The sequence below is a fragment of the Halobacteriovorax vibrionivorans genome (assembly GCF_003346865.1).
Taxonomy (GTDB): Bacteria; Bdellovibrionota; Bacteriovoracia; order Bacteriovoracales; family Bacteriovoracaceae; genus Halobacteriovorax_A; species Halobacteriovorax_A vibrionivorans.
Map to the genome: position 1 here is coordinate 25,685 of NZ_QDKL01000002.1, position 21,263 is coordinate 46,947.

The following is a 21,263-nucleotide window of genomic DNA, read 5'->3' on the forward strand; positions in this document are numbered from 1 at the left end:
GATAATTATATGAGTGAAGTAAATATTGATATTCAACCAACTCCAAACCCAAATGCATTGAAGTTCATTTTAAATATGGACGTGAAAAAGAATGGATCTTCTACTTTTAGAACTCCTATGGAGTGTGGAGAGGTAAACTTAGGTATTAACCTCTTTACAATTAGAGGTATTGATCAAATCCATTTTTTTGAAAATGTGATTACGATTACAAAGTTTAATTATGAAGACTGGGAAGATATCGAAGAAAAAGTAGTAGAAACAATCAAGCATGATCTTCCAAATCACAATCCAGAGTTTGAAGAGTTTGACCCAGAAAAAGAAAGGCGTGAGAACCTTCCTAAAGAACTTAAAGATATCGAAGAAGTTCTTGATAGAACTGTACGTCAATACCTTCAGGCAGATGGTGGAGATATCCAAACTGTATCATATGAAGATAATATTCTACTTGTGAGATACCAAGGTGCTTGTGGAACATGTCCATCTTCAACAACGGGAACGCTTGAAGCAATTAAATCAACTCTGAGAGCAGAATATAATCCAGAGATTGATGTTTATATTGCTCCTGATTGGTAAGCGCACGCGGCATTGATTGGCCAAAGCCAATCAATAGGACGCGGTGCTAGGCCCCCATGCAAAAGAAATTAAGCTAATTCAACAAGCCGGGTTCAAGCCCGGCTTTGTTGTTCCTGGGCCAAAGAGAAAGGTCACGCAAAGGAAAAGCGATATTTTAGCGCAGCTAAAATAAGCACCCCCTTAGCACATGAGAAATAAAAAGAGCATGTCACCAATAAAAGCGACATTTTAGCGCAGCTAAAATAAGCCCCCCCTAGCACATGCGAAACAAAAAGAGCATGGCACCAATAAAAAAAGGACACCCACATGGGTGCCCTAAATAAAACAAACAAGAAGATTTTATGAATTGATATTGCTATCACTCATTTTCTATCTCTATATTATTAAATTCACAGAATATATAAATCTACAAATCCTGACATTCTGACTTTTTCAATGTCAGATTAACCAACAATAGAATAAATGATGATGAAGTGTAGAACTGCTGCCACACAGACAAAGAGGTGAAAGATCTCATGATAACCAAACCATTTAGCATTTCGGCCAGGCATTTTTAATCCATAGAATAACGCTCCAATTGTATAGAGCACACCACCAGTAATTAAGAGGACAATATTTGAAACGCCAAGCTTTGGCATAAGCTCTGAGACATAAGGCAATACCATATAACCTGGAATGAGATAAATAAGAGCACTTACCTTTTCAGGTAAATTTGGAAAGAAGATTGATTTTAAAATACCAATTGCAGCAACGGTCCAAATACTTATTAGAAGGGTTGATCCAGATTCACCGTTTAATACAAGCAATGTAATCGGTGTACACGTTCCAGCGATCATAACGTAGATAGCACTATGATCAAGTCGACCTAAAAGGTCTCTTTTACGAGGCTCCCAATGAATGCGGTGATAAAAAGCACTCACCCCAAGCATCATTAGTAGTCCAATTGAATAAACAATCGTCGATATATATTGAGTTGTATTTGCACTCTTTGCGATAAGTAGAGAGCAGGCACCAAGGGAAACAAAGAACATTACCTGGTGTGACCAACCTCTTAATATGGGTTTTTGCTTTTCCATATAGAAAGCATACGCGGATACAATGTTCAATTAAAGCGATTAGCAAAGCTTTTACATTTATATTACAAACATTGAACAAGTGATTAGAACGGTTTCTATTTAACTAAATTTTGCTTGAATCAGTTTCTTTTTTACAACACCAAGAAGCTCACGGCACTCACCTTCTTCAAGCCCATAAAGTTTATGCGAAGGTTGAAGCTCTTTTGGTTCTTTATATTCATTTGAGAAACTTTGTAGTCGATTATTTAAATTATTTCTCAATGTTCTCATTTGTTTTGGTGAGAAGTTCTCAAGATCAGCTAGTAGCTCTTGTAGTTTTTTTGACATTGGTACCTCGTGATTAAGCTATACTTACGTAAAAGTCAGCTGGAACCATACATGGAAGTATTTAAAATTACTAGTTAAATACAAAAAAATGAAAAGAGTTAAGTTTTTTCCTCTAGACGCCGATTGTTTGATATGCCAAACTTATATTTAAGAGATCTAACAAGGGGCCAAGGATATGATGATTAACAATTGCTACCGCCTACTATGCGAAATTACAAAGCTTGAGCAAAAAATTGAAGAAGTTCAATCATTGGCCAAAACACATGGCCTTGAGATTGATACAGATAAATTACTTCAAGAATTAATCAATAAACAAGCAAGCTAACTAGGCCCAGTCTTTAGGAAAGTAATACTCCATCATTTTCTTATGCTCCGGCTTTTTGGGCTCATAGCGATAAGTAAACTTCACTCTTTTTGGTAGTGAAATTAGGATTGAGTCTGTTCTTCCATTAGATTTTAAACCAAAGTGGGTTCCTCGATCATGAAGTAAGTTAAATTCAACATATCGTCCACGACGGTGTAATTGGAAGTCTACATCTTCATCATCAAATTCCTCATCCATTCTTTTTTCTACGATTGGAAAGTATGACTTAATGAAATTTGAGGAAATCTCTTTAAACATCGCAAGATCTTTTTGAGGATCGCCAGAAAAGAAGTGATCGTAAAAGAAGCCACCAATTCCGCGCATCTCATCGGCACGATGCTTATTAACGAAGTAATTATCACACTTTTCTTTCCATTCATCCCAATGGCCATATGGTTCACAAGCATCTTTCCAAACCTTGTGAAAGTACTCAAAGTCATCTTCATGAGGATAAAATGGAGTTAGATCAGCTCCACCGCCAAACCAGACCTTTGATCCCGCTTGAATCATACGGAAGTTTGCATGAGTTGTTGGAACTCTTGGGTTTGTTGGATGAATGATAAGAGAAATACCTGTTGCCCACATTTGATTATTATCACCGCCAATATTAGCAGCAAATTTTGGGTCAACTTCTCCAAAAACAAGGGATGTATTAACTCCTGCATTTTCAAATATTTCACCTTCAAAAGCACGAGTGATCCCGCCACCTCCAGGGTTCCCAGCGAAGTCCTTGCGTTCCCATATATCTTCATTCAAGTTAATTTTTGTATCGATTCTCTTAAGTTCCTCACTAATTTGATTTTGTAAATCTTGAACGTGAGCGGCAAATTCGTTTTTTATATTTTCAATATCGAAAGACATAGCTAAAATCCTATATAGGTTATTTAAATTACTGAATTTAACATACCAAAATTTTATAAAAATGATAATTAATCAGGAGTTGAATTAATGCTTTATTACCACAACCCACGTTGTTCTAAAAGTCGTAAAGGACTTGAGTATCTTGAGTCAAAAGGAATCCAAGAAGGAGTTGGCTTTCGCGTGAAAGAATACTTAAAAGACGGTGTCGAGGAAAAAGAATTCCTTGATCTAATCAAGTACACAGGACTTGCACCACTTGATGGACTAATCAGAACAAAAGAGGCCCTATTTAAGGACCTAGGTCTAGCTGGTAAAGAATTAAGTGATATGGAATGGGCAAAACTAGTTCATGAAAATCCAAAACTTTTAGAGCGCCCTATTCTTGTCAATGATGATAAGAAAGCGGCCATTGGTAGGCCGGATGCCCATAGTTTTGATCCAATTATATAAATAGCTGAAAACTCATACTGTGGTGGATCTCACCGCCACAGTTTCTTGTCATATCAAATATATAAGAATTCCCTAAGTCCCTTTATTTCTCAATATTTACGTATATTTAAGCTTAAGAAATAACTTTGAATTACGATAAGTATAAATGAGTTTAATTTGTTGGGGACGACGTCATGAAGCTATTAAAACAATTCATCATTTTTCAAATTGCACTAGTATTGAACTTTTCGATACTCAATGCGGCCGGTGACAAAGGTGTTGCTAAGGTTATGAAAAAAAGAGGAAAAGTTTTTATTACTCAGACAAAGAAAAAGCTTAAGAAGGGAGACTGGGTTCCAGAAGGGGCCAGTATTACAACAAAGAGTCGAAGCTTTGTTAAATTACTCTTCATTGATAAATCCAACCTTACACTTGGGGCCAACTCACAAATGGAAATTAAGCAATTTCCTAAGAAGAAGGCCGGAATTATTAATCTCGTAAACGGACAACTAAGATCAAAGGTTTCTAAGAATTATCTGCAAATAGATAAGAAGAAATCAAAGCTCTTTATTAAAACGAAAACAGCTGCCATGGGTGTTAGAGGAACTGACTTTCAAGTTAACTACAACTCGAAAAACCAGAATACAACACTTATTACATTTGAAGGTGCTGTTGCAATGGGATCTCTTTCAAAGTTTAAAGTATCTGACTTTAGACAAGATCGCCTAGAAAAAGTTGTTTCTTCACCTACTTCCGTAATGGTTAAAAGAGGTCAGTTATCAGGAGTTATGCCTGCAATCGACTCAAAACCAATTGCTCCAGTTAAAATTAATAAAAAACAACTTAAGGCCCTTGAAAATAACGATGGCTCAAAAATGACAAATGCTAAGGATAAGAAGAATAAGAAAGCAAAGCCAATGGCAAGAAATATTATTCCTCCAGGTGTTGATAGCAAGAGCTTTAGTGCTTCAACTAATACAGAAGTAGCTGATCAGATGGCAAAAGTTGACAGCAGCATTAGAGGCCCTGCTAGTGAAGCAAAGAAAAAGAAGAAAGTTCAAATTTCACAAGATACTCCTAAAGGTTCCTTAAAAGATGGTGGATATGTTGATACAGAGAATGCACTTTATATTCCACCGCCAAAGAATGCAGCGATGGACCCAATGACAAATGAAGTAATAGTTCCTGTTCAAATGGGGAGTTTTGATAAAGAAACAGGTATGTACACAAATGACTACTATGAAGTTGATGAAAGCGGTAACTTTATCGAAAAAGAAGATGATTCATTAACGAGACTACCGGCTTCAACATCTACTATGGATACAACAAATTCAGACATGAAAGAAGTAACCAATGTATACGATGTCATGGACGAGCAAATGGACGATACAATGAAGATGGACGATACAACAATATCTCTTACTGATCCAAATAGGACAACAGCTTCAACAGAAGAAGATAAAATGATGGAAGATACGATGAGTGATCGTGACGATATGATTGAATCGACAAAGGACCCACTATCTTCAACAAATCGAGCTGTTATCCGAGTTATCTTAGAAAAGCAGCCATAAACCAACTAAAAAATTCAACTATAGGTCGCATTAAGTCTAATGCGACCAAATTCCCTCTGTTCAACTGCCCTAATTATCAGTAAAATTAATTGGCAAGCACCTAAAATTATAATTAAAGTTAAAGGAATGACTTTGAAGAAATTATTACTTCTATCACTATTGAGCTGCTCTCTATTTGCTCAAGGCCTACAATCTATATATCAAGAGTTTGAAAATGCTAATTACGAAGATGTAATAGAAAAGCTTAATGAAGAGCAATATAAGAAAAGACAAGATCAGAAATACTTAGGAGTAAGAAGTTATCTTTTAGGAGTCTCTCACGCTAGACTTCAAGACTTTGAATTGGCCATAAAATACTTTAAGGATGCATTAAAGAATAAGAATGACGCTAAAGAAATCTATTATGAATTAGGGCAGGCCCAATACGCAATTAATCAACTTGATGATTCCATTAATAACTTTAAAATCTCGATAAAAATAAAGTACAAAGTTGAACAATCAACCTATTACATTGCATATATCAATCAGCTTAAAGAGGATCTTCCACAAGCAAAGAAATACTACAAATTACTTTTAAAGAATAAAGATACTTCAATAGAGATGAAGCAAATTGCTTATTATCAAGTTGCCCTTATAAACTTAGATATTGCAAGAGGTACCAATAGAGCATCTGAAATTGTTGAAAAATACATCCTTCCAGATCTTTATCGTGCTATTAATATACTCCCAAATAGCTCCACTGCTGATGATATTGATAAGAGAATTTTGGATATAAGAAAAGAGTTCTATTTAGAAGAAGATAAACTTGTTAACGGTGCTCCCCTACCAAGTCAAAGACTAAACCTAGGTGTAAGTGAAAAGATTGCTTATGATAATAACGTGACGAGATCTGATGACCTTCCATCTTCAACTGGTACAAATAAAGATTCATTCTATTCTCAAACACGCTTTAATATTAGTAAGGCCTATAATTTTAAAAGAAGATATACGCTAACGCCTCGATTTGAACTTACAAGTACGACTTACTCAGACCGAAATGATACTGCTATTTTTTCAAATGATAGTTATAATATCACTCCAGAAGTCGACTTTTCTTTTGCCTATAAATATAAGAAGAAACCTGCTCGTTTTTTTCTAAACTACACATATGATTATCAGGCCAGAGATATTAATAGTGAAAAAGATAGACAATATACTTATCGATCAAATCAATTCAGCTTAGGTACAGAACTACCACATTTTGAAATTGGCAATACATCAATCTCTATTAAGTCTCAAAGTTTTACTTACTACAACGACAGCTTAAACCGTTCATCAACAATTTTCTCAATCGATCAAATTATTAAAAAGAATTATGGTATCTTTATTCTTCTCTACCAATACGATATGAGTGATTACGAAAATAATGAGACACTTAGTACAAACTCACACTTATTTAGACTTGATTATCTCTATCCTGGAATATTTCCTAATACGACTTTAAATATTGGCCTTGCAGATATGCTTATAAGTTATGATGACGTGACACAAGATGCGGCAAGAGGTCTTGAGAGTAATATTAGTTTCAATACAAAGTTCATTCGAGTCATTAATAGAAATCTATCTTTTAATGTTGAATACCTCTACACAAATAATATATCAGATGAAGATGCCAGTAATTATACGGCCCATCAAACATCATTTGAATTAAATTACGATTACTAAAATAGGTTTTTATGAAGAACATTGTTAAGAATATTGGGCTTTTTATAATTATTATCTTTTCATGTGTCAGTGTGTTCTTCTCACTTTACAGTAAAGACTATGAAGCAAAATGGAGTGATCTAACTTCATATGCATCATTTTTTGAAAACCGTTTCTATGATTTTAGAATGCTTCAAACAATGCATAAGAGAAAGCCACACCCAAAAATCATCCTAGCAGATATCGATGATGACTCAATTAAAAAATTAAACTCATGGCCAATCCCTCGAACAAAATGGGCAGAAATGCTTAAGAAGTTACGTGGTTATGGAGCAAAAATTGTTGCATTTGATGTTTTCTTCTCGGAAGACTCAATGACATGTAATGGGCAAAACCCTGATGATGATCTCGTTGCAGCTATCGAGTATTTTCAAGAAGTACCAAATAATAGAGTTATTCTTCCATACAATCTACAAGTCGGAGGAACAGAACATTACACATCAATTCCAGATGATCTTTATATTTTTGCTCTAACGACAAAAGTTGGAGGGGCAAATTATGAGATGTATCCAACATTTATCTCAGACTCAGTCTATCCTCTACAAAAGCTTATTGATGCAGAAACCTCACTTGGTTTTATTGAAGCAACAGCAGATACAGATGGTGTTATTAGACATTATAAAGCACTCGCCTTCCCTTACGGTGAAGTTCACGTTCCTTCATATGGACTAACTGCCTATATGCACTGGATTGGGGAATTTGACGAATACGATGATCCATCAAAAATGGATAAAGTCTTTAAAACCCAACTTGATCTCAGTACCGCCGGTGGGAAGCCCATTTTAAAAACAAAGAAAGGCGATATTGAATTAAATCTCAAAGGTGAAACAAAGGTACGTTGGACAGGTGGAGAAGAAACCTACAAGCGTATTCCAATTTATGACATTATCACAAAGGATCCAAATGATGAGGAGCTAAAAGACTTATTTGAAGATGCTCTTGTCTTTGTGGGTGCAACTGCTTATGGTGCACACGATTTAAGAAATACGCCAGTTCACCCAATGCTTCCAGGAGTAATGGTTCATATGAACTTTGCTCAGATGCTTATTGATGGTTATTATTTTAAACCATTTAAAGAGTCGGCTAAACTATCTTGGCTGCTACTTATTATTTCAGTTATTATTCTTCTATTAGTTCAATTAAAAGAAAATCCAATTTATGACTTGGCCATCTTAGTTGTACTCGTAACGGTATTATTTTATGCAGATACTTATTACTTTGTTGAACAAGGATATGAAACAAAATTATTTTGGTGCTTCTTTGCGCTAACAATGTGCTATGGATGGAATACCATAGTAAATTTCTACATGGCCAATCAAGACAAGGCCTTTCTAAAGAATGCATTTGGGAACTATATTTCTCCAGAGTTAATCGATGAAATGTATGAATCAGGTCACGCACCGACTCTTGGTGGTACATCTGGAATTAGAACCGCCTACTTCACAGATATTCAGGGCTTCTCAAGCTTTTCAGAAAAGTTAAGTGCAACTCAATTGGTTGAATTACTAAATGAATACTTAACAGCAATGACTGATATTCTCTTAGAAGAAAAGGGAACTCTCGATAAGTATGAAGGAGATGCTATTATCGCTTTCTTTGGTGCTCCAATGGAATTACCTGATCATGCCCAAAGATCATGTATGGTGGCCCATCGTATGCAAGAGAAGCTACTAGAGCTTCGAAAGAAATGGGTCTCTGAAGGAGATAAATGGCCAAAGATTGTTCATGATATGCGCATGAGAATTGGTATTAACTCTGGTGATATTGTGACAGGAAATATGGGATCCGCTTCACGTATGAATTACACAATGATGGGAGACTCTGTAAACCTTGCAGCGAGATTGGAAGAGTCAGCAAAGCAGTATGGTATCTTTACTCAAGTTGCCAAAGAAACAGTTGAGATGGCCGGTGATAAATTCCTCTGGAGAGAACTTGATACAATTAAGGTTGTAGGAAAATCAATTCCTGTAACGACATATGATCTCCTTGGGCTTAAAGAGACTGCTCCTGACTACCTTAAAGAACTATCAGAGAAATTCTCAGCTGCAATTTTATTATATAAAGCACAAAAGTGGGATGAGGCCATTGAATTATTCAAGGTAACTCTTGAATTAGAGTATATGCGTTTTCCTGATCTAAAAGGCGTAAAAACAAATCCTAGTGAGATTTATATTAAGCGTTGTGAGGATTATAAGAAACTTCCACCTCCACCAGAATGGGATGGGGTTTTCACATTAACTAGTAAATAAAAAAGGCCCATTTTATGGGCCTTTCTTTATACTAATTCTTTTTCATATAATCATAGTCAATTTTAATACTAACTTCTTTTAAATCTATTTGTGTCTTAGGATACGATTTATTGATAAACTTAACTTTATACTCTCCTAAAAGTGAAGGTCTTGCATAGAATTGAGATGCCTCATTTTCAGATAAATCTTCACCAATTAATCTTTCAAGAAAAGAATAATTTAACTTTGATGGTTCAAGGACACTGTGATGTCCTGAAATAGTATCAACACTAACACCCCATTCATAAGTTCTTTCTTGTCCGAGCTTATAGGTAATTCCATTTTTTTCTATAATATGGTCATTGCCATGTTCTATAGTTAAGAGAAACTTAGAAATTGATTGATCGCTATAAGAATCATTGAAGTCTGTATCAATTGTTACATCACGAATCTTTAGATTTTCTTGCCCTGAGAAATGGTCTTTTATTGAATACAGATTAAGAAAGATCTCATTACCTTTGTTTAATTCTCTAATCTGAGCATCATTGAGATGGATAGTAGTTGAGTCATTAATTAACTCTTCGCTTCGTAATGAATTAATTGATTTGAAAAATATTTTTGAGAGATTATCCTGATTTAACCTATAGTAGGTCATTAAATCAGAACTCTCATTGCCATCATTCATCAATATATCATTTTCCATTTTTTCAATAATAGAACTCAGAGACTCGTAAAAGCCAACTTCTTCATTATTGAATAAACGATATTGATACGAACTATACAGATTGTAGTTATAAAAAAGGATTCGATATTTAGCATCATCAATAATACTTTCAAAGTCCTGACCGAGTAAAAAAGTATTTCGCTCCAATAAGAGAAACTTTTCATTGGAAATGTTAGCAATTTTATTAAAGCCTTCATTAATATCTGACATTATTTTAGATACTCTAGAATTTATTTGGCGTACTTTTTGAGCTGCACTTTTTCTATTTTCGAGAATATTATTTAATAATAGAGTTAACTCATTAAACATCGGATCAGTTTGCTGAAGACGTAAGATTTCCTTTTCTACTTCATCTTTTGGATAAGAGATTTTTCGATATGAATTAATTTCTGCAAGAGTATTTTCAACGATAGGATAAGCGAACTTAGTAATATCTTTCATATATGTTTTTAATATCTTATTTCTTTCCTCTCTCTTATTTTCTTCATCTAATTTATCACGAAGTACGCTATATCTAATTTTATGAAATCCATTGTTCCAATCTTCTTTAGACTTAGCAATTGTTGGTTCGATCTTTTTTACAGCTTTGTAAAGGCCACTTACATTTTTAATAGTATCGCTGAGACTATTAGAATCAATCCCTTTATCAATAAAACTCGTCAACGCCTCTACTGAGGCTCCCAATGCTGGTTTTCCAACAGGGATAACTGAAGCTACGGTTGCAATTGATTTTAAAACTTTAGACAACTTTGCTTTTCTTCTTCTATCTATTATATTATCTCTCGCTCTTTGTTCAATAATATCTTGAACTCTCAGCAGTTCAGCAGTAAAGATTTTTTCGTCTCTTCTTAACTCATCAATCAGCGTATTAACATCTGGTATTTGCCACAGAAGTTTTGGAATTTGATTATTACTCTTTTCAAGTTCCTTATATATTGAATCCTGTAAGTTTGATAAGATTCGTACCTTATCTTTGGTGTCAAGTTTCTTACTCTTACTTAAAGTCGCAAAATAAATAACCTCTAAAGCATTTAATAACTCATTTTTATAGATAGAGGTTGATGTCTCTAGGCTAATTAGAGGTACATTATTTAAAGAATTACCAAAATAGTTATTACCAAGATTGAGGTTTTGAAGATTTGATAAAATCGAAAGACAATGATTAGCTCGTACCACGTCCTCTGATGAAATATCAGTGCAAAACTGTGATAGTTTTAAGAAGTAAGAGTGTGCTTCAACAACATGATTTCCAAGAAATAAATCCTTACCATACTTTATTGCATTAGCAAGATATCCATTTGTTAGCCAGTAATCATCTAAGGTGGTTTCTAATAATTTATAACGGCCATCATTTCCAAACTCTTTTTTGGCTTTTGGTGAATCAATATCTTTTCCTGGCCTAAACTCTTTAATCTGACGCTGTCTAAGTTTACCACTCACCCAGTATTCATGAATTGCAGGATTAGGAAGTCCAGCAGCTCCTCCTTTATAGTCAGGAGCACGCTTACCTGATTTTCCACCAACACTTGTAAAATACTTTGATTCAATTGAGATACGGCTTAATAGATTCCCTCCATCTCCACCGATACCAGGTCTTCCACCTGATACAGCATCTCCACCATCTTGTGGCCATTGCTTTTTACCAATTTCTTTATCCACTCTTACACTTACAGGTATCGTAAAAAATCGATTTGGATTTCGAGGATTAATATCTTCAACGATCTGTGTCGCGTATTGCTTATAAACAACACCATCTCCTAAATCGTTAAGACCAGGGATTGATCCATTTCTCCCATCTTTACCAGGGCCAGCATCTTGGCCTTTTCCACCAATTAAATTAAAGATAACTCTTTCATGTCCCCTAATATCGAGCTTAGAAATATTTAACTTGATATCACCTGCTTTTAATCCCTTTCTACCATCTTCAAAGCTGTTAGCATTATCTGGGAGAAATGTTGGTGTTGTTGAAAGAGAACCAAGAGGGCCTATGATAAGTTTTTTTGCATTAATTGTAACATTTGTCGAAGGAAGCCAAATTTTAGAATTAATGACAACTTCTTCAGCATTAATTTCAAGAATTTTAATATCAAGATTATTGGCCAAATAAGTATAAAGTCTATTACCTTCATTAATGACAAGTTTTATACCATTAAGCTTTGCGTATCTTGGACCCTCTTTAAATTCAATATTATTAAATTGACTTGTATCAGAGACTCTTTGATAACTAAAATCGACGTATTTCAAGTCTGAAGTATTTTTAATACTAAATCTCTTACCAATAAAAGGTATTGCAGAAGGAGCTAAGACTGACGTACTAAGCTGGACATCATCTTGAGATGTACGATTATTATCTTCACTACTTTGTGTGTTCTCATTATCATTTGAGATAGTCGAAACTTCATTAACTTGATAAGTATTCTTATCTCCGCAAGAAATTAATAACAAAATAGCAATGATAGATATAATCTTCAAAGTAGCCTCAAAAATATTTGTATATATGAAAATGTACATTAATGAGGAACCCGTATCCAATAAATTCTATATAATTGAAAGTTTTACATCAAATTGTACAAAAATCTTACGTGATATCTGATACTTACCTATAAAAAAGGCCTACATAATGTAGGCCTTTGCAATATCTAAATTTTGCGAATGCTTAGTAATTTAATACTTTTATGGCCGTTTCTACAACACGATCAGTGTTTGGAAGGATTGCTTTTTCAAGGATTCTATTGAAACCAACTGGAGTGAAAGTCGAACCAACACGTTGAACTGGAGCATCAAGAAGCTCAAATCCTTTATCGTTAATCATGGCCGCAACTTCACCACCAAATCCACCAAAGACCTTATCTTCGTGAACAACAAGTGCTCTATTTGTTTTCTTAATTGAAGCAAGAATTCCCTCTTCATCTAGTGGAGCAATTGATCTAAGGTCTACAACTTCTACGCTGTAACCTTGTTCAGATAATTTCTCAGCTGCTTCAAGACAGTGATGAACAGTATTTCCATATGTAATTAGTGAAAGATCTGTCCCCTCACGTCTTACACGACACTTACCAAAAGGAACTTCAAAGTCCTCTGGTACAACAGTCATAGCTTGTTTTGCGTTATATAGAGCTTTTGGCTCTAGATATAGCGTTGGACCTTCACTTCTCATTGCAGTTCTTAAAAGACCAGCAGCATCGTCAGCAAATGCTGGGCATACGATACGTACACCAGGGATACCTGCAAGGTTACCTTCTAAGTTTTGAGAGTGGTAAAGACCACCACCGATATATCCACCCGAAGCTAATCTGATTAGAATATTTGGAGCAAAGGCACCGTTTGATCTCCAGTAGTCATGAGAACACTCTACGTATTGCTCCATTGCTGGCCAGAAATAATCAGCGAATTCTGCACCTTCAACAACAACGCGGATATCTTTATTATAGCGAGAAAAACCGTTTGCTGTTCCTAGGATATAATCTTCAGCGATTGGGCCATTAAATACACGCTCTTTACCGAATTCTTGTTGCATTCCTTTAGAAACATTGAAGATACCACCCTTGTCTTTGTTGGCCATATCTTGTCCCCAAATATAAGTGTCAGGGTTGTTTCTAAATTCTTTCTTTAGTTGTCCATTAATTGCATCAATGAACTTCATCTCTTCACCTGACTCGTTATGAGTTCCATCAACATACTTCGTTGGAACGTGTGGTTCAGGAAGTACGAAATCATAAATTGACTCTGGAGTTGGATTTGGAGCTTTCATTGCTTTCTTGTGTGCTTCAAGAAGTTCAGCTTTTGCAACTGCATCCATTTCATCAAGCTCTGCTTCAGTAAAGATCTTCTTTGCAATAAGCTCTTTTCTAAATGCAACTAGCGGATCTTGTGCTGCTGCTTCTGCTCTTTCTTCTTCTGAACGATATAGCTCGTGCTTATCAGAGTTAGAGTGAGAGTGAATACGAACACAACGAGCGTGAACAATTACAGGCTCTTGTTGAGTAGCTGCAATTTCTCTAGCCGTTGCCATTGCATTCATTGAATCAAAAATATCTTTCCCATCACAATGGATGATTGAAAGGTTTAGGAAACCTGTGAAGTTATCTGCAACGTACTCGTTAGCTGTTTGATCACATTTTGGAACTGAAATACCGTATCCATTATCTTGGAATACGAATACGACAGGAAGCTTCTCGCGAGATGCACCGTTGATCGCTTCATAACAATAACCTTCAGAAACTGAAGACTCACCTTGTGAAGAATAAACAACACCATCGTGCTTATAACGATTAAATGCTCTTGCAGTACCTACAGCGTGAAGTGTGTGGTTACCTGTACATGAAGAAACATTATGAATATTCCACTCAGGCTTTGCAAAGTGGTTAGACATGTGACGTCCACCAGAAGCAAGGTCAGTTGCTTTTGAAATACCATTTAAAAGAATTTCTTCAGTAGTTAGACCAGCTGAAAATGCTGTCATCATATCACGATAGTATGGGTATAAATGATCCTTACCAAGCTCAAATGTTTGACCGATAGCTAGTTGAATTCCATCATGTCCAGCATATGGTGCGTGGTAAGACCAACCAATTGCTTGTTTAAGATAGTTTGGTGCACGGTTATCTAACATGCGTCCAAGTGTCAGTAGTTCATACCACTGCTTTAGTGTGGCCTTATCTGTATTTTTCCAAGTGTACTTCTTCTTAGGCTTAAGAACATTTGCCATTTCAAACCTCGTATTTTCATTTAGTTATAAATCTTGAGTGAGACGGAATTTAACCATAATTTACTAAATTTGGGAAGCAAATATGGGACAGGTATAACAAGGTAAAACGCAGCGCATAAAGCGTGAATAAAGAGCTACTTACAGAACTTTTTATGACCTGCCGCACAGGCATATTCGAGATACTTTTTAGCAAATTCTGGTGAGGTGTCTTCAATGAGTGGAGCAAGCTTTCCACATGCCAGCATAATCCCTCCAGCACCATTTCGACAGGCCTTTTCTAAGAGTACTTGATAATCAGCGCTTGTTATTTTTGAAAAATTTTTGCTCGCATACTCATAACACGATCGAGGGTCATCAAGGTCACACAAACGTTTTAGATATGTTTGATGAAGCTCATTGTCATTGTCTTTTTGAGCATAGAAACTTCCATCACGACAAGCTTGTAATTGACGTCCTTGGGGAAAATCGTCACGAAAACATATAATTTTTGCATCAGAGCGAAGCTTATTTGCCTCAACTTGAACTACCCGCTTTTCTAAAAGGGCCATGATAGGATCAAGAAATATGACGGTAATACCAACAATAATAGTTAGGAATAACCAACCAGGAATATAATCTAATAACTTTTTAATCTTCACATTTAAGATCGATGAACTCAAACTTCGTTACATCAACTAATCCCATATCTGTTATTTTTAAAGTTGGAATTACAGGTAGTGCAAGGAAGGCCATTTGAATAAATGGTTCATTTACTGCTACTTCAATTTCCTTACAGGCTTCTTTTAATTGGATAATTCCTTCATTAATTGTTTCAGCTGACTCTAAACTAAGAAGTCCAGCAATAGGTAGAGATAGAGATGCTGTTACTCTCCCCTTATCAACGACACAGAAACCACCGGCATTTTCGATAATTTCGTTTGCCGCAGTTGCAATATCCTGTGGAGTCTTTCCGATGACGACAATATTGTGAGAATCATGAGCAACACTTGAAGCGATGGCCCCTCTCGTAAGCCCCATCCCCTTTACTAAACCAAGGCTTGGTTTTCTTTTTTGACCGTATCTCTCAATCACAGTGATATATGAAATATCATCTTCAGCAAATTCTTCACCATCATACTTAACTTTTAAGTGATTAGTGATGATTTCATCTTTTACAATTTCCATCACATTATAAGTTCCAGCACTTAAATCATAATTAAAATCTGTAGGTGCTAAGAAGCTTCGTTTGATTGTATTCTCTTTTGGAGGCTCAGACTTATTAAGTTTATCCATAACTTTAGATGGAAGATCTAACTCACTTACAAGCTCACCTTTTTTGAAAACTTCTTTCACATCGACATCTTCAAGTTTTCCAACAAGAACAATATCTGCTTGCTTGCCAGGAGCAATTAAGCCTAGCTTCTTTAACCCAAAATGTTTTGCTGCTGAAAAGCTTGATAGCCTATAAGCAATATGAGCAGGTGTACCAAGCTCATTAATCATCTTCTTAATCATATAATTGATATGACCTTCATTGAATATTTCATATGGATTGCGATCATCAGTACAAAGAAGGCACTGACAAGAGTTGAACTCATTTACAACAGGAGCAAGAGTTTTTAAATTCTTTGCAACAGAGCCTTCACGAATGATTAGTCCCATCCCCTTTTGAAGCTTCTCTTTTGCTTCATCTGCAAAAATAGTCTCGTGACAATTCTGAATCCCTGCTGCGATATAAGCATTAAGCTGTTTTCCACGAAGCATTGGTGAGTGCCCATCAAGATTTAGCTCTGCAAATTCTTCGACTTTTTCAAGCACACCTTCTACACCATTAATGACCCCAGGAAAATTCATCATTTCAGCAAGGCCAAGAACTCGAGGATGCTCCTTGTACTTTTTCATATCAATAATATCAAATTGCCCACCATTTGTTTCAAAACCAGGAAGAGCAGGAATACAAGAACTAACTTGAACAAATAGATTTTGATCCATAAGTTCACTACATCTAAGAAACCAAGAAAACCCACGATCTCCCATTACATTTGTAATTTCATGGGGGTCACAAATGGCCGTTGTTGTTCCCAAAGGCAGAGTCAATCTTTCAAACTCAAATGGATGCATCATTGAAGATTCAACATGAAGATGGCCGTCAATAAAGCCAGGAACAGCTGTCGCTCCCTGGGCATCATAAATACGTTTTGCTGGTTGATCGTCGTATTCCTTACCAATTCCTGCAATCGTTTTACCAGAGATAGCAATTGAGCTCTCAACCACTTCACCGTTAACGAGATCAAGGATTTTTACATTTTTAATAAGTAAATCAATTTCACCATCGCCGCGAGCAGTCTTTAAGACCTCTCTTAACTCTTTAGGTGATAATTTTTGTGTTTCCTTATTTGCAAGTGACATCTTTGACCTCTATAATGTTTTTGAACTCACTTACTATAACTAAAAGGAGCACTGGATGCCAATAGCTACTTACGAACAATATTGCGACATGTTAGATAGCGCAAAAAAAGGCGGATACGCATATCCGGCCATTAACGTCACTTCAACGTCAACTGCAAATGCAGCAATCAAGGCCTTTGCCGATATGAAATCAGATGGAATCATTCAAGTCTCAACTGGTGGAGGAAAGTTTGCATCTGGACAAGGTCTAAATGATGAAGTCCTTGGCGCCATCTCTCTTGCGCAACACGTTCACCTTGTTGCAGCTAAATACGATGTGCTTATTGCTCTTCACACTGACCACTGTCATCCAGAAAAAGTTGATAGCTTCCTAATTCCACTAATTGAAGAAACAGAAAAGAGAAGAGCTCAAGGCCAGCCTAACCTATTCCATTCTCATATGTTTGATGGATCAGTCCTACCAACAAATGAAAATATCGAAATGAGTAAGAAGCTTTTAGAGAGATGTGCTAAGAGTGAAATCATTCTTGAGATTGAAACAGGTGTTGTAGGTGGTGAAGAAGATGGTGTTAATAACGAAGATGCACCAGCTGATAAATTATACACAACTCCAGAAGAGATGGTTGAGGTAACAAAAGCACTTCGCCCTCTTGGTAAATTTATGTATGCTGCCACTTTTGGAAACGTACACGGAGTTTATAAGCCAGGAAATGTTAAGCTTCGTCCAGAAGTATTAAAAGAAGGACAAGCAGCAGTTGCAAAAGAATTAGGTGCAGATGCTGAAAACTGGCTTGTTTTCCACGGTGGTTCAGGAAGTGAACTTTCTGAGATTCACGAGACACTTGGATATGGAGTTATTAAAATGAATATCGATACCGATACTCAATATGCCTACTCTCGTCCAGTTGTGGATCACATGTTCAAGAATTACGATGAAATGCTTAAGATCGAAGGTGAAGTTGGAAACAAGAAGAAGTACGATCCTCGCGCTTGGATGAAGAAAGCAGAAAATGCAATGACTGAACGTATTTCACAAGCTTGTCGTGACCTTAAGTCCGATGGAAAATCAATCATTCTATAATTAAAATGTTCATAAATGAGTAGGTACAATTAAATCCTAGTGCCTACTCATAGTTTCTCGACAAAATTATCACATTCTCTTTCTATACTGACGCCATGAAAGTATTAATAACAGGTGGTACAGGCTTTATTGGCTCATTTCTAACAAACTCATTCTTAGAGCATGGTTATGATGAGGTACGTATTTTAACTCGCAACCTAGAAGGAAGAACAAGCACTCCTAAAGTGAAATACTTTGAGTGGGATGTTGAAAAAGGTCAAATGGATATGGCCGCACTCATGGGTGTTAATGCAATTATTAATTTGGCCGGTGAAAATATTGCAGATGGTAGGTGGACGACAGAGAAGAAGGATCGCATTTATAATTCAAGAATTAATGCGACAAACCTTCTTTATGAAAAATTAAAGCAGCTGCAATCCAGAGGTCTTCCTCTTCCCAATAAACTCATTAGTACTTCGGCCATTGGAATATATGGTGACCGAGCAGATGAGGAACTTAAAACAGATAGTGATGCAAGTGATGACTTCTTGGGACAAGTTTGTCGTGACTGGGAAGCGGCCGCAAAAAAAGTTTCAAAGCTTGGTATTAGTGTGAAAATTATTCGAGTTGGTGTCGTCCTCTCTAGTGAAGGAGGTGCTCTAGCAAAGATGCTTCCTGCTTTTAAGATGGGAGTTGCTGGAAGAATCGGTGATGGCCATCAGTATATGAGCTGGATTCATATTAGGGATCTCGCAGACCTATATCGATTCTTGGTTGAACATGAAACGGAAAAAGATATTATTCACGGTGTTGCACCAAATCCAATAGAGAATATTGACTTCACGGAAACTCTTGGACGTGTTCTTCATCGGCCAACTTTCATTCCATTACCGGAGATTGCTGCGAAAACAATATTTGGTGAAATGTCACATGTCTTACTAGATAGCCAAAAGGTTTCATGTGAAGAAACAAAGGACTGTGGCTTTGAATACTCATTTAATTTTCTTGAGGCGGCATTAAGAGATACTCTTCGCAATCGTATCTAAAATAAGGCATAATGCCTTAATGGAAGATATCTCTCTAATTCAAGGAATTGGAATATTTATATTTATACTCTTTGCAGGCTTCATTGATTCCATGGCCGGAGGTGGTGGGCTTATAACAATACCGACATACCTTGCAGCAGGAGTTCCCGCACCTTTTATTCTTGGAACTAATAAATGTGTTTCATGTTGTTCAAAGTCCTTATCAATTTTTCGCTATATAAAGAATAAGAAAATCGACTTTAAGTTTATTCTTCCCCCTACGATAGCAGCATTCATTGCTTCCTTAATAGGTGCACGACTAAGTTCTATTCTAGATTCAAAGCATATGGTCTACATATTAATCCTCGTTATACCTTTTATTTTCATCATGAAGTATTTGAAAGGGAGACGTGGACTTGTGGACCCAAGTAAACTTGAAAAAACTCAAGTAATCATCAGATCATCGATAATCGGCTTAATGATTGGTGGCTACGATGGCTTCTTTGGCCCTGGAACAGGAACGTTTCTCATTATCTCCATGATGTTCTTTCTTCATTTTGATATTTTAAAAGCTTCACCACATGCTGCGTTTATTAATTACACAAGTAATGTTGCGGCCTTTATAACCTTTCTTATAAAAGGAGTAATCATGTGGAAAGTTGTGGCCATTGCACTTCCGGCCGGTTTAATTGGAAACTACCTTGGATCAAACCAGGTACTTAAAGAAAATAGGACAACGGTAACAACAGCATTTAATGTCGTCCTCGTTGGCCTATTAGTAAAATCCATTTATGACATTAGTATGATGTAGGACAAGTAACTTTCTTTAAAATAAAAGAGAATCCGCGGTCAATATTTCTGATATGAGAAATCAACTCAACGCTCCCCTCGTAGAAATCACCTCTTTTTTCTATAAAAAAGCTCATACGATGATCCACTTTCTTATAGGCATAAGTTCTTGAATCTCTCATATAGATATCTTCATCAATTTCATAAGAAAGACTGGCCTCACCTGACTCATACTTTCCTAAGTTCTTAAAAAATACCATTGGTGAGTAGGAATAATAGACTTCATCTCTAACACCTTGAAAGAAAGTGAAAACATTAATCTGCTCTGCACGATTAGACTGAATATTACGGTAAGTATAAGAAGTCCCAAAGTCCTCGAAGGTTGATAAATTACGTTCGTAATCTGGCCCATACGAGATAGATGAATCATTAATTTTAATTGTTTCAAAACACCCCATTAGATCATTTGGAGTTAATGCAAAAATATTAATAGAAATTAATAAGCATAATAAGTACTTCATAAGAAAATCCTTTTTCTATAATTGAATTACTATTTTAATAAAGATCTGTGTAAGAAACAAACAACCAATTCTTACATTAGTGCTTCTTAATGAACTCTTCCTTAGGGAATCGAAATTGTGGCCCATATACCCCATTTTCAGATCTCTTCCCAACGCCCAAGATCATCGTAATATGATCATGACATCCTAGACCTAGTAACTTCTTTGCTCTCTTAGCATCAAAGCCTTCCATCGGAAGAGTGTCATATCCCTGAGCTCTTACAGAGAGCATAATATTTTCACAAGCTAATGCTGTTGTTTTATGGGCCCAAGTTTTAAGTTCGGATGGAAACATTGGCTCGCGAAAGATCACTTGAAAAAGACCAATTGTATTGAAGAAGAGCCATTTAAAAGGAGATAAGATTCCAAAAGGTCCCATATAACCATAGGCCATCGGAGTGACCTTACTATAGTAGGCCTTTACTGCCTTTGGCACTTCCAACCCTTTCTTTTTATTTACCTCTTCTAACGAAGAAATCATTCGTTTTGAATTCTTTCTCCAAGTATCAGTCTTTGCCACACAGACAATTAAGTGTTTGGCCGTCTTAGCTCCATTTTGTCCAAAACAAAACTTTGCTAAACGACTTCTCGTATCGTCACTTTTAACCCAATGGAATTCCCATGGTTGTAAGTTTGATGAGTTTGGTGCCAGCAGTCCATGTTCGATTGCCTTTTGAACAACTTCATCAGGAACTTCTTCATCACCAAAAACACGGACACTTCGACGTGAAGTGATAACCTTTTCAAATTCCTCAAAGTTGATCTCAGGAGCAACCTCTGTGTAATTCAACTCAAGTTTCTCTGTAAAAATGTCATCACTCACGTCTAATATCC

General features: G+C 36.1%; 18 protein-coding genes. 9 read left to right on the top strand and 9 right to left on the bottom strand.

From position 1 onward, the window contains the following. The first annotated feature begins 9 nt into the window (after positions 1-9). Positions 10-573 carry a NifU family protein gene (locus DAY19_RS05930; protein ID WP_114706278.1) on the top strand — a complete coding sequence of 188 codons (564 nt, stop codon included), beginning with the start codon at positions 10-12 and terminating at the stop codon, positions 571-573. A 443-nt stretch (positions 574-1,016) separates the two neighbouring features. Here DAY19_RS05930 and trhA read toward each other — a convergent pair whose 3' ends face one another. Together trhA and DAY19_RS05940 are read right to left on the bottom strand one after the other, a co-directional pair. Next, positions 1,017-1,649: a PAQR family membrane homeostasis protein TrhA gene (gene trhA / locus DAY19_RS05935; protein ID WP_114706279.1), complete on the bottom strand. Its 633-nt coding sequence runs from the start codon at positions 1,647-1,649 to the stop codon at positions 1,017-1,019. Positions 1,650-1,748: 99 nt separating this feature from the next. Continuing rightward, positions 1,749-1,976: a hypothetical protein gene (locus tag DAY19_RS05940; RefSeq protein ID WP_114706280.1), complete on the bottom strand. Its 228-nt coding sequence runs from the start codon at positions 1,974-1,976 to the stop codon at positions 1,749-1,751. Positions 1,977-2,151: 175 nt separating this feature from the next. Here DAY19_RS05940 and DAY19_RS15225 point away from each other — a divergent pair, with 175 nt between their 5' ends. Beyond that, positions 2,152-2,301, top strand: a complete 150-nt coding sequence (locus DAY19_RS15225) for a hypothetical protein (protein ID WP_158536813.1) — start codon at positions 2,152-2,154, stop codon at positions 2,299-2,301. Here DAY19_RS15225 and hemF read toward each other — a convergent pair whose 3' ends face one another. Beyond that, positions 2,302-3,201, bottom strand: a complete 900-nt coding sequence (hemF, locus tag DAY19_RS05945; RefSeq protein WP_114706281.1) for an oxygen-dependent coproporphyrinogen oxidase — start codon at positions 3,199-3,201, stop codon at positions 2,302-2,304. A gap of 87 nt (positions 3,202-3,288) precedes the next feature. Between hemF and DAY19_RS05950 the strand changes: the two genes are divergently transcribed. The 4 genes from DAY19_RS05950 (at position 3,289) to DAY19_RS05965 (ending at position 9,196) form a co-directional block, all read left to right on the top strand. Then, positions 3,289-3,651 (top strand): ArsC/Spx/MgsR family protein, encoded by a 363-nt coding sequence (locus DAY19_RS05950; RefSeq protein ID WP_114706282.1) that lies wholly within the window; start codon positions 3,289-3,291, stop codon positions 3,649-3,651. Positions 3,652-3,824: 173 nt separating this feature from the next. After that, positions 3,825-5,204 (top strand): FecR family protein, encoded by a 1,380-nt coding sequence (locus DAY19_RS05955; protein WP_114706283.1) that lies wholly within the window; start codon positions 3,825-3,827, stop codon positions 5,202-5,204. A gap of 132 nt (positions 5,205-5,336) precedes the next feature. Then, entirely contained in the window at positions 5,337-6,908 is a 1,572-nt protein-coding gene (locus DAY19_RS05960) for a tetratricopeptide repeat protein (RefSeq protein ID WP_133296897.1), read from the top strand. A gap of 11 nt (positions 6,909-6,919) precedes the next feature. Then, positions 6,920-9,196: an adenylate/guanylate cyclase domain-containing protein gene (locus tag DAY19_RS05965; RefSeq protein WP_114706285.1), complete on the top strand. Its 2,277-nt coding sequence runs from the start codon at positions 6,920-6,922 to the stop codon at positions 9,194-9,196. Between the two features lie 31 nt (positions 9,197-9,227). Here DAY19_RS05965 and DAY19_RS05970 read toward each other — a convergent pair whose 3' ends face one another. The 4 genes from DAY19_RS05970 to adeD form a co-directional block, all read right to left on the bottom strand. Next, on the bottom strand, positions 9,228-12,371 hold the full coding sequence (locus DAY19_RS05970; protein WP_114706286.1) for a hypothetical protein: 3,144 nt from the start codon (positions 12,369-12,371) through the stop codon (positions 9,228-9,230). Positions 12,372-12,555: 184 nt separating this feature from the next. Next, positions 12,556-14,607: an alpha-ketoacid dehydrogenase subunit alpha/beta gene (locus tag DAY19_RS05975; protein ID WP_114706287.1), complete on the bottom strand. Its 2,052-nt coding sequence runs from the start codon at positions 14,605-14,607 to the stop codon at positions 12,556-12,558. A gap of 134 nt (positions 14,608-14,741) precedes the next feature. Further along, on the bottom strand, positions 14,742-15,245 hold the full coding sequence (locus tag DAY19_RS05980; protein ID WP_114706288.1) for a hypothetical protein: 504 nt from the start codon (positions 15,243-15,245) through the stop codon (positions 14,742-14,744). Continuing rightward, positions 15,235-16,995, bottom strand: coding sequence for an adenine deaminase (gene adeD / locus DAY19_RS05985; RefSeq protein ID WP_114706289.1), 1,761 nt, complete (start codon positions 16,993-16,995; stop codon positions 15,235-15,237). Before adeD ends, DAY19_RS05980 begins: the two co-directional genes overlap by 11 nt. A gap of 55 nt (positions 16,996-17,050) precedes the next feature. On the opposite strand from adeD, the gene fbaA reads away from it, so the two are divergent. The 3 genes from fbaA (at position 17,051) to DAY19_RS06000 (ending at position 19,891) form a co-directional block, all read left to right on the top strand. Further along, the gene (gene fbaA, locus DAY19_RS05990; protein WP_114706290.1) at positions 17,051-18,076 is read left to right on the top strand and encodes a class II fructose-bisphosphate aldolase; all 1,026 of its coding nucleotides are present in this window, start codon (positions 17,051-17,053) and stop codon (positions 18,074-18,076) included. A gap of 95 nt (positions 18,077-18,171) precedes the next feature. Then, positions 18,172-19,101, top strand: a complete 930-nt coding sequence (locus DAY19_RS05995; RefSeq protein ID WP_114706291.1) for a TIGR01777 family oxidoreductase — start codon at positions 18,172-18,174, stop codon at positions 19,099-19,101. A 19-nt stretch (positions 19,102-19,120) separates the two neighbouring features. Further along, the gene (locus DAY19_RS06000; protein ID WP_114706292.1) at positions 19,121-19,891 is read left to right on the top strand and encodes a sulfite exporter TauE/SafE family protein; all 771 of its coding nucleotides are present in this window, start codon (positions 19,121-19,123) and stop codon (positions 19,889-19,891) included. Here DAY19_RS06000 and DAY19_RS06005 read toward each other — a convergent pair. Both DAY19_RS06005 and DAY19_RS06010 read right to left on the bottom strand, forming a co-directional pair. Then, entirely contained in the window at positions 19,878-20,390 is a 513-nt protein-coding gene (locus DAY19_RS06005; protein WP_114706293.1) for a hypothetical protein, read from the bottom strand. The genes DAY19_RS06000 and DAY19_RS06005 overlap by 14 nt on opposite strands. 76 nt (positions 20,391-20,466) lie before the next feature. Then, positions 20,467-21,252 carry a nitroreductase family protein gene (locus DAY19_RS06010; protein WP_114706294.1) on the bottom strand — a complete coding sequence of 262 codons (786 nt, stop codon included), beginning with the start codon at positions 21,250-21,252 and terminating at the stop codon, positions 20,467-20,469. Positions 21,253-21,263 lie beyond the last annotated feature (11 nt).

What these genes read in the sequence shown, in the direction of transcription:
- hemF (WP_114706281.1), bottom strand. Translation starts at nt 3,201, where the DNA reads ATGTCTTTCGATATTGAAAATATAAAAAACGAATTTGCCGCTCACGTT.
- DAY19_RS15225 (WP_158536813.1), top strand. Translation starts at nt 2,152, where the DNA reads ATGATGATTAACAATTGCTACCGCCTACTATGCGAAATTACAAAGCTT.
- DAY19_RS05950 (WP_114706282.1), top strand. Translation starts at nt 3,289, where the DNA reads ATGCTTTATTACCACAACCCACGTTGTTCTAAAAGTCGTAAAGGACTT.
- trhA (WP_114706279.1), bottom strand. Translation starts at nt 1,649, where the DNA reads ATGGAAAAGCAAAAACCCATATTAAGAGGTTGGTCACACCAGGTAATG.
- DAY19_RS05995 (WP_114706291.1), top strand. Translation starts at nt 18,172, where the DNA reads ATGAAAGTATTAATAACAGGTGGTACAGGCTTTATTGGCTCATTTCTA.
- DAY19_RS05940 (WP_114706280.1), bottom strand. Translation starts at nt 1,976, where the DNA reads ATGTCAAAAAAACTACAAGAGCTACTAGCTGATCTTGAGAACTTCTCA.
- adeD (WP_114706289.1), bottom strand. Translation starts at nt 16,995, where the DNA reads ATGTCACTTGCAAATAAGGAAACACAAAAATTATCACCTAAAGAGTTA.
- DAY19_RS05965 (WP_114706285.1), top strand. Translation starts at nt 6,920, where the DNA reads ATGAAGAACATTGTTAAGAATATTGGGCTTTTTATAATTATTATCTTT.
- DAY19_RS06000 (WP_114706292.1), top strand. Translation starts at nt 19,121, where the DNA reads ATGGAAGATATCTCTCTAATTCAAGGAATTGGAATATTTATATTTATA.
- DAY19_RS06005 (WP_114706293.1), bottom strand. Translation starts at nt 20,390, where the DNA reads ATGAAGTACTTATTATGCTTATTAATTTCTATTAATATTTTTGCATTA.
- DAY19_RS05930 (WP_114706278.1), top strand. Translation starts at nt 10, where the DNA reads ATGAGTGAAGTAAATATTGATATTCAACCAACTCCAAACCCAAATGCA.
- fbaA (WP_114706290.1), top strand. Translation starts at nt 17,051, where the DNA reads ATGCCAATAGCTACTTACGAACAATATTGCGACATGTTAGATAGCGCA.
- DAY19_RS05975 (WP_114706287.1), bottom strand. Translation starts at nt 14,607, where the DNA reads ATGGCAAATGTTCTTAAGCCTAAGAAGAAGTACACTTGGAAAAATACA.
- DAY19_RS05955 (WP_114706283.1), top strand. Translation starts at nt 3,825, where the DNA reads ATGAAGCTATTAAAACAATTCATCATTTTTCAAATTGCACTAGTATTG.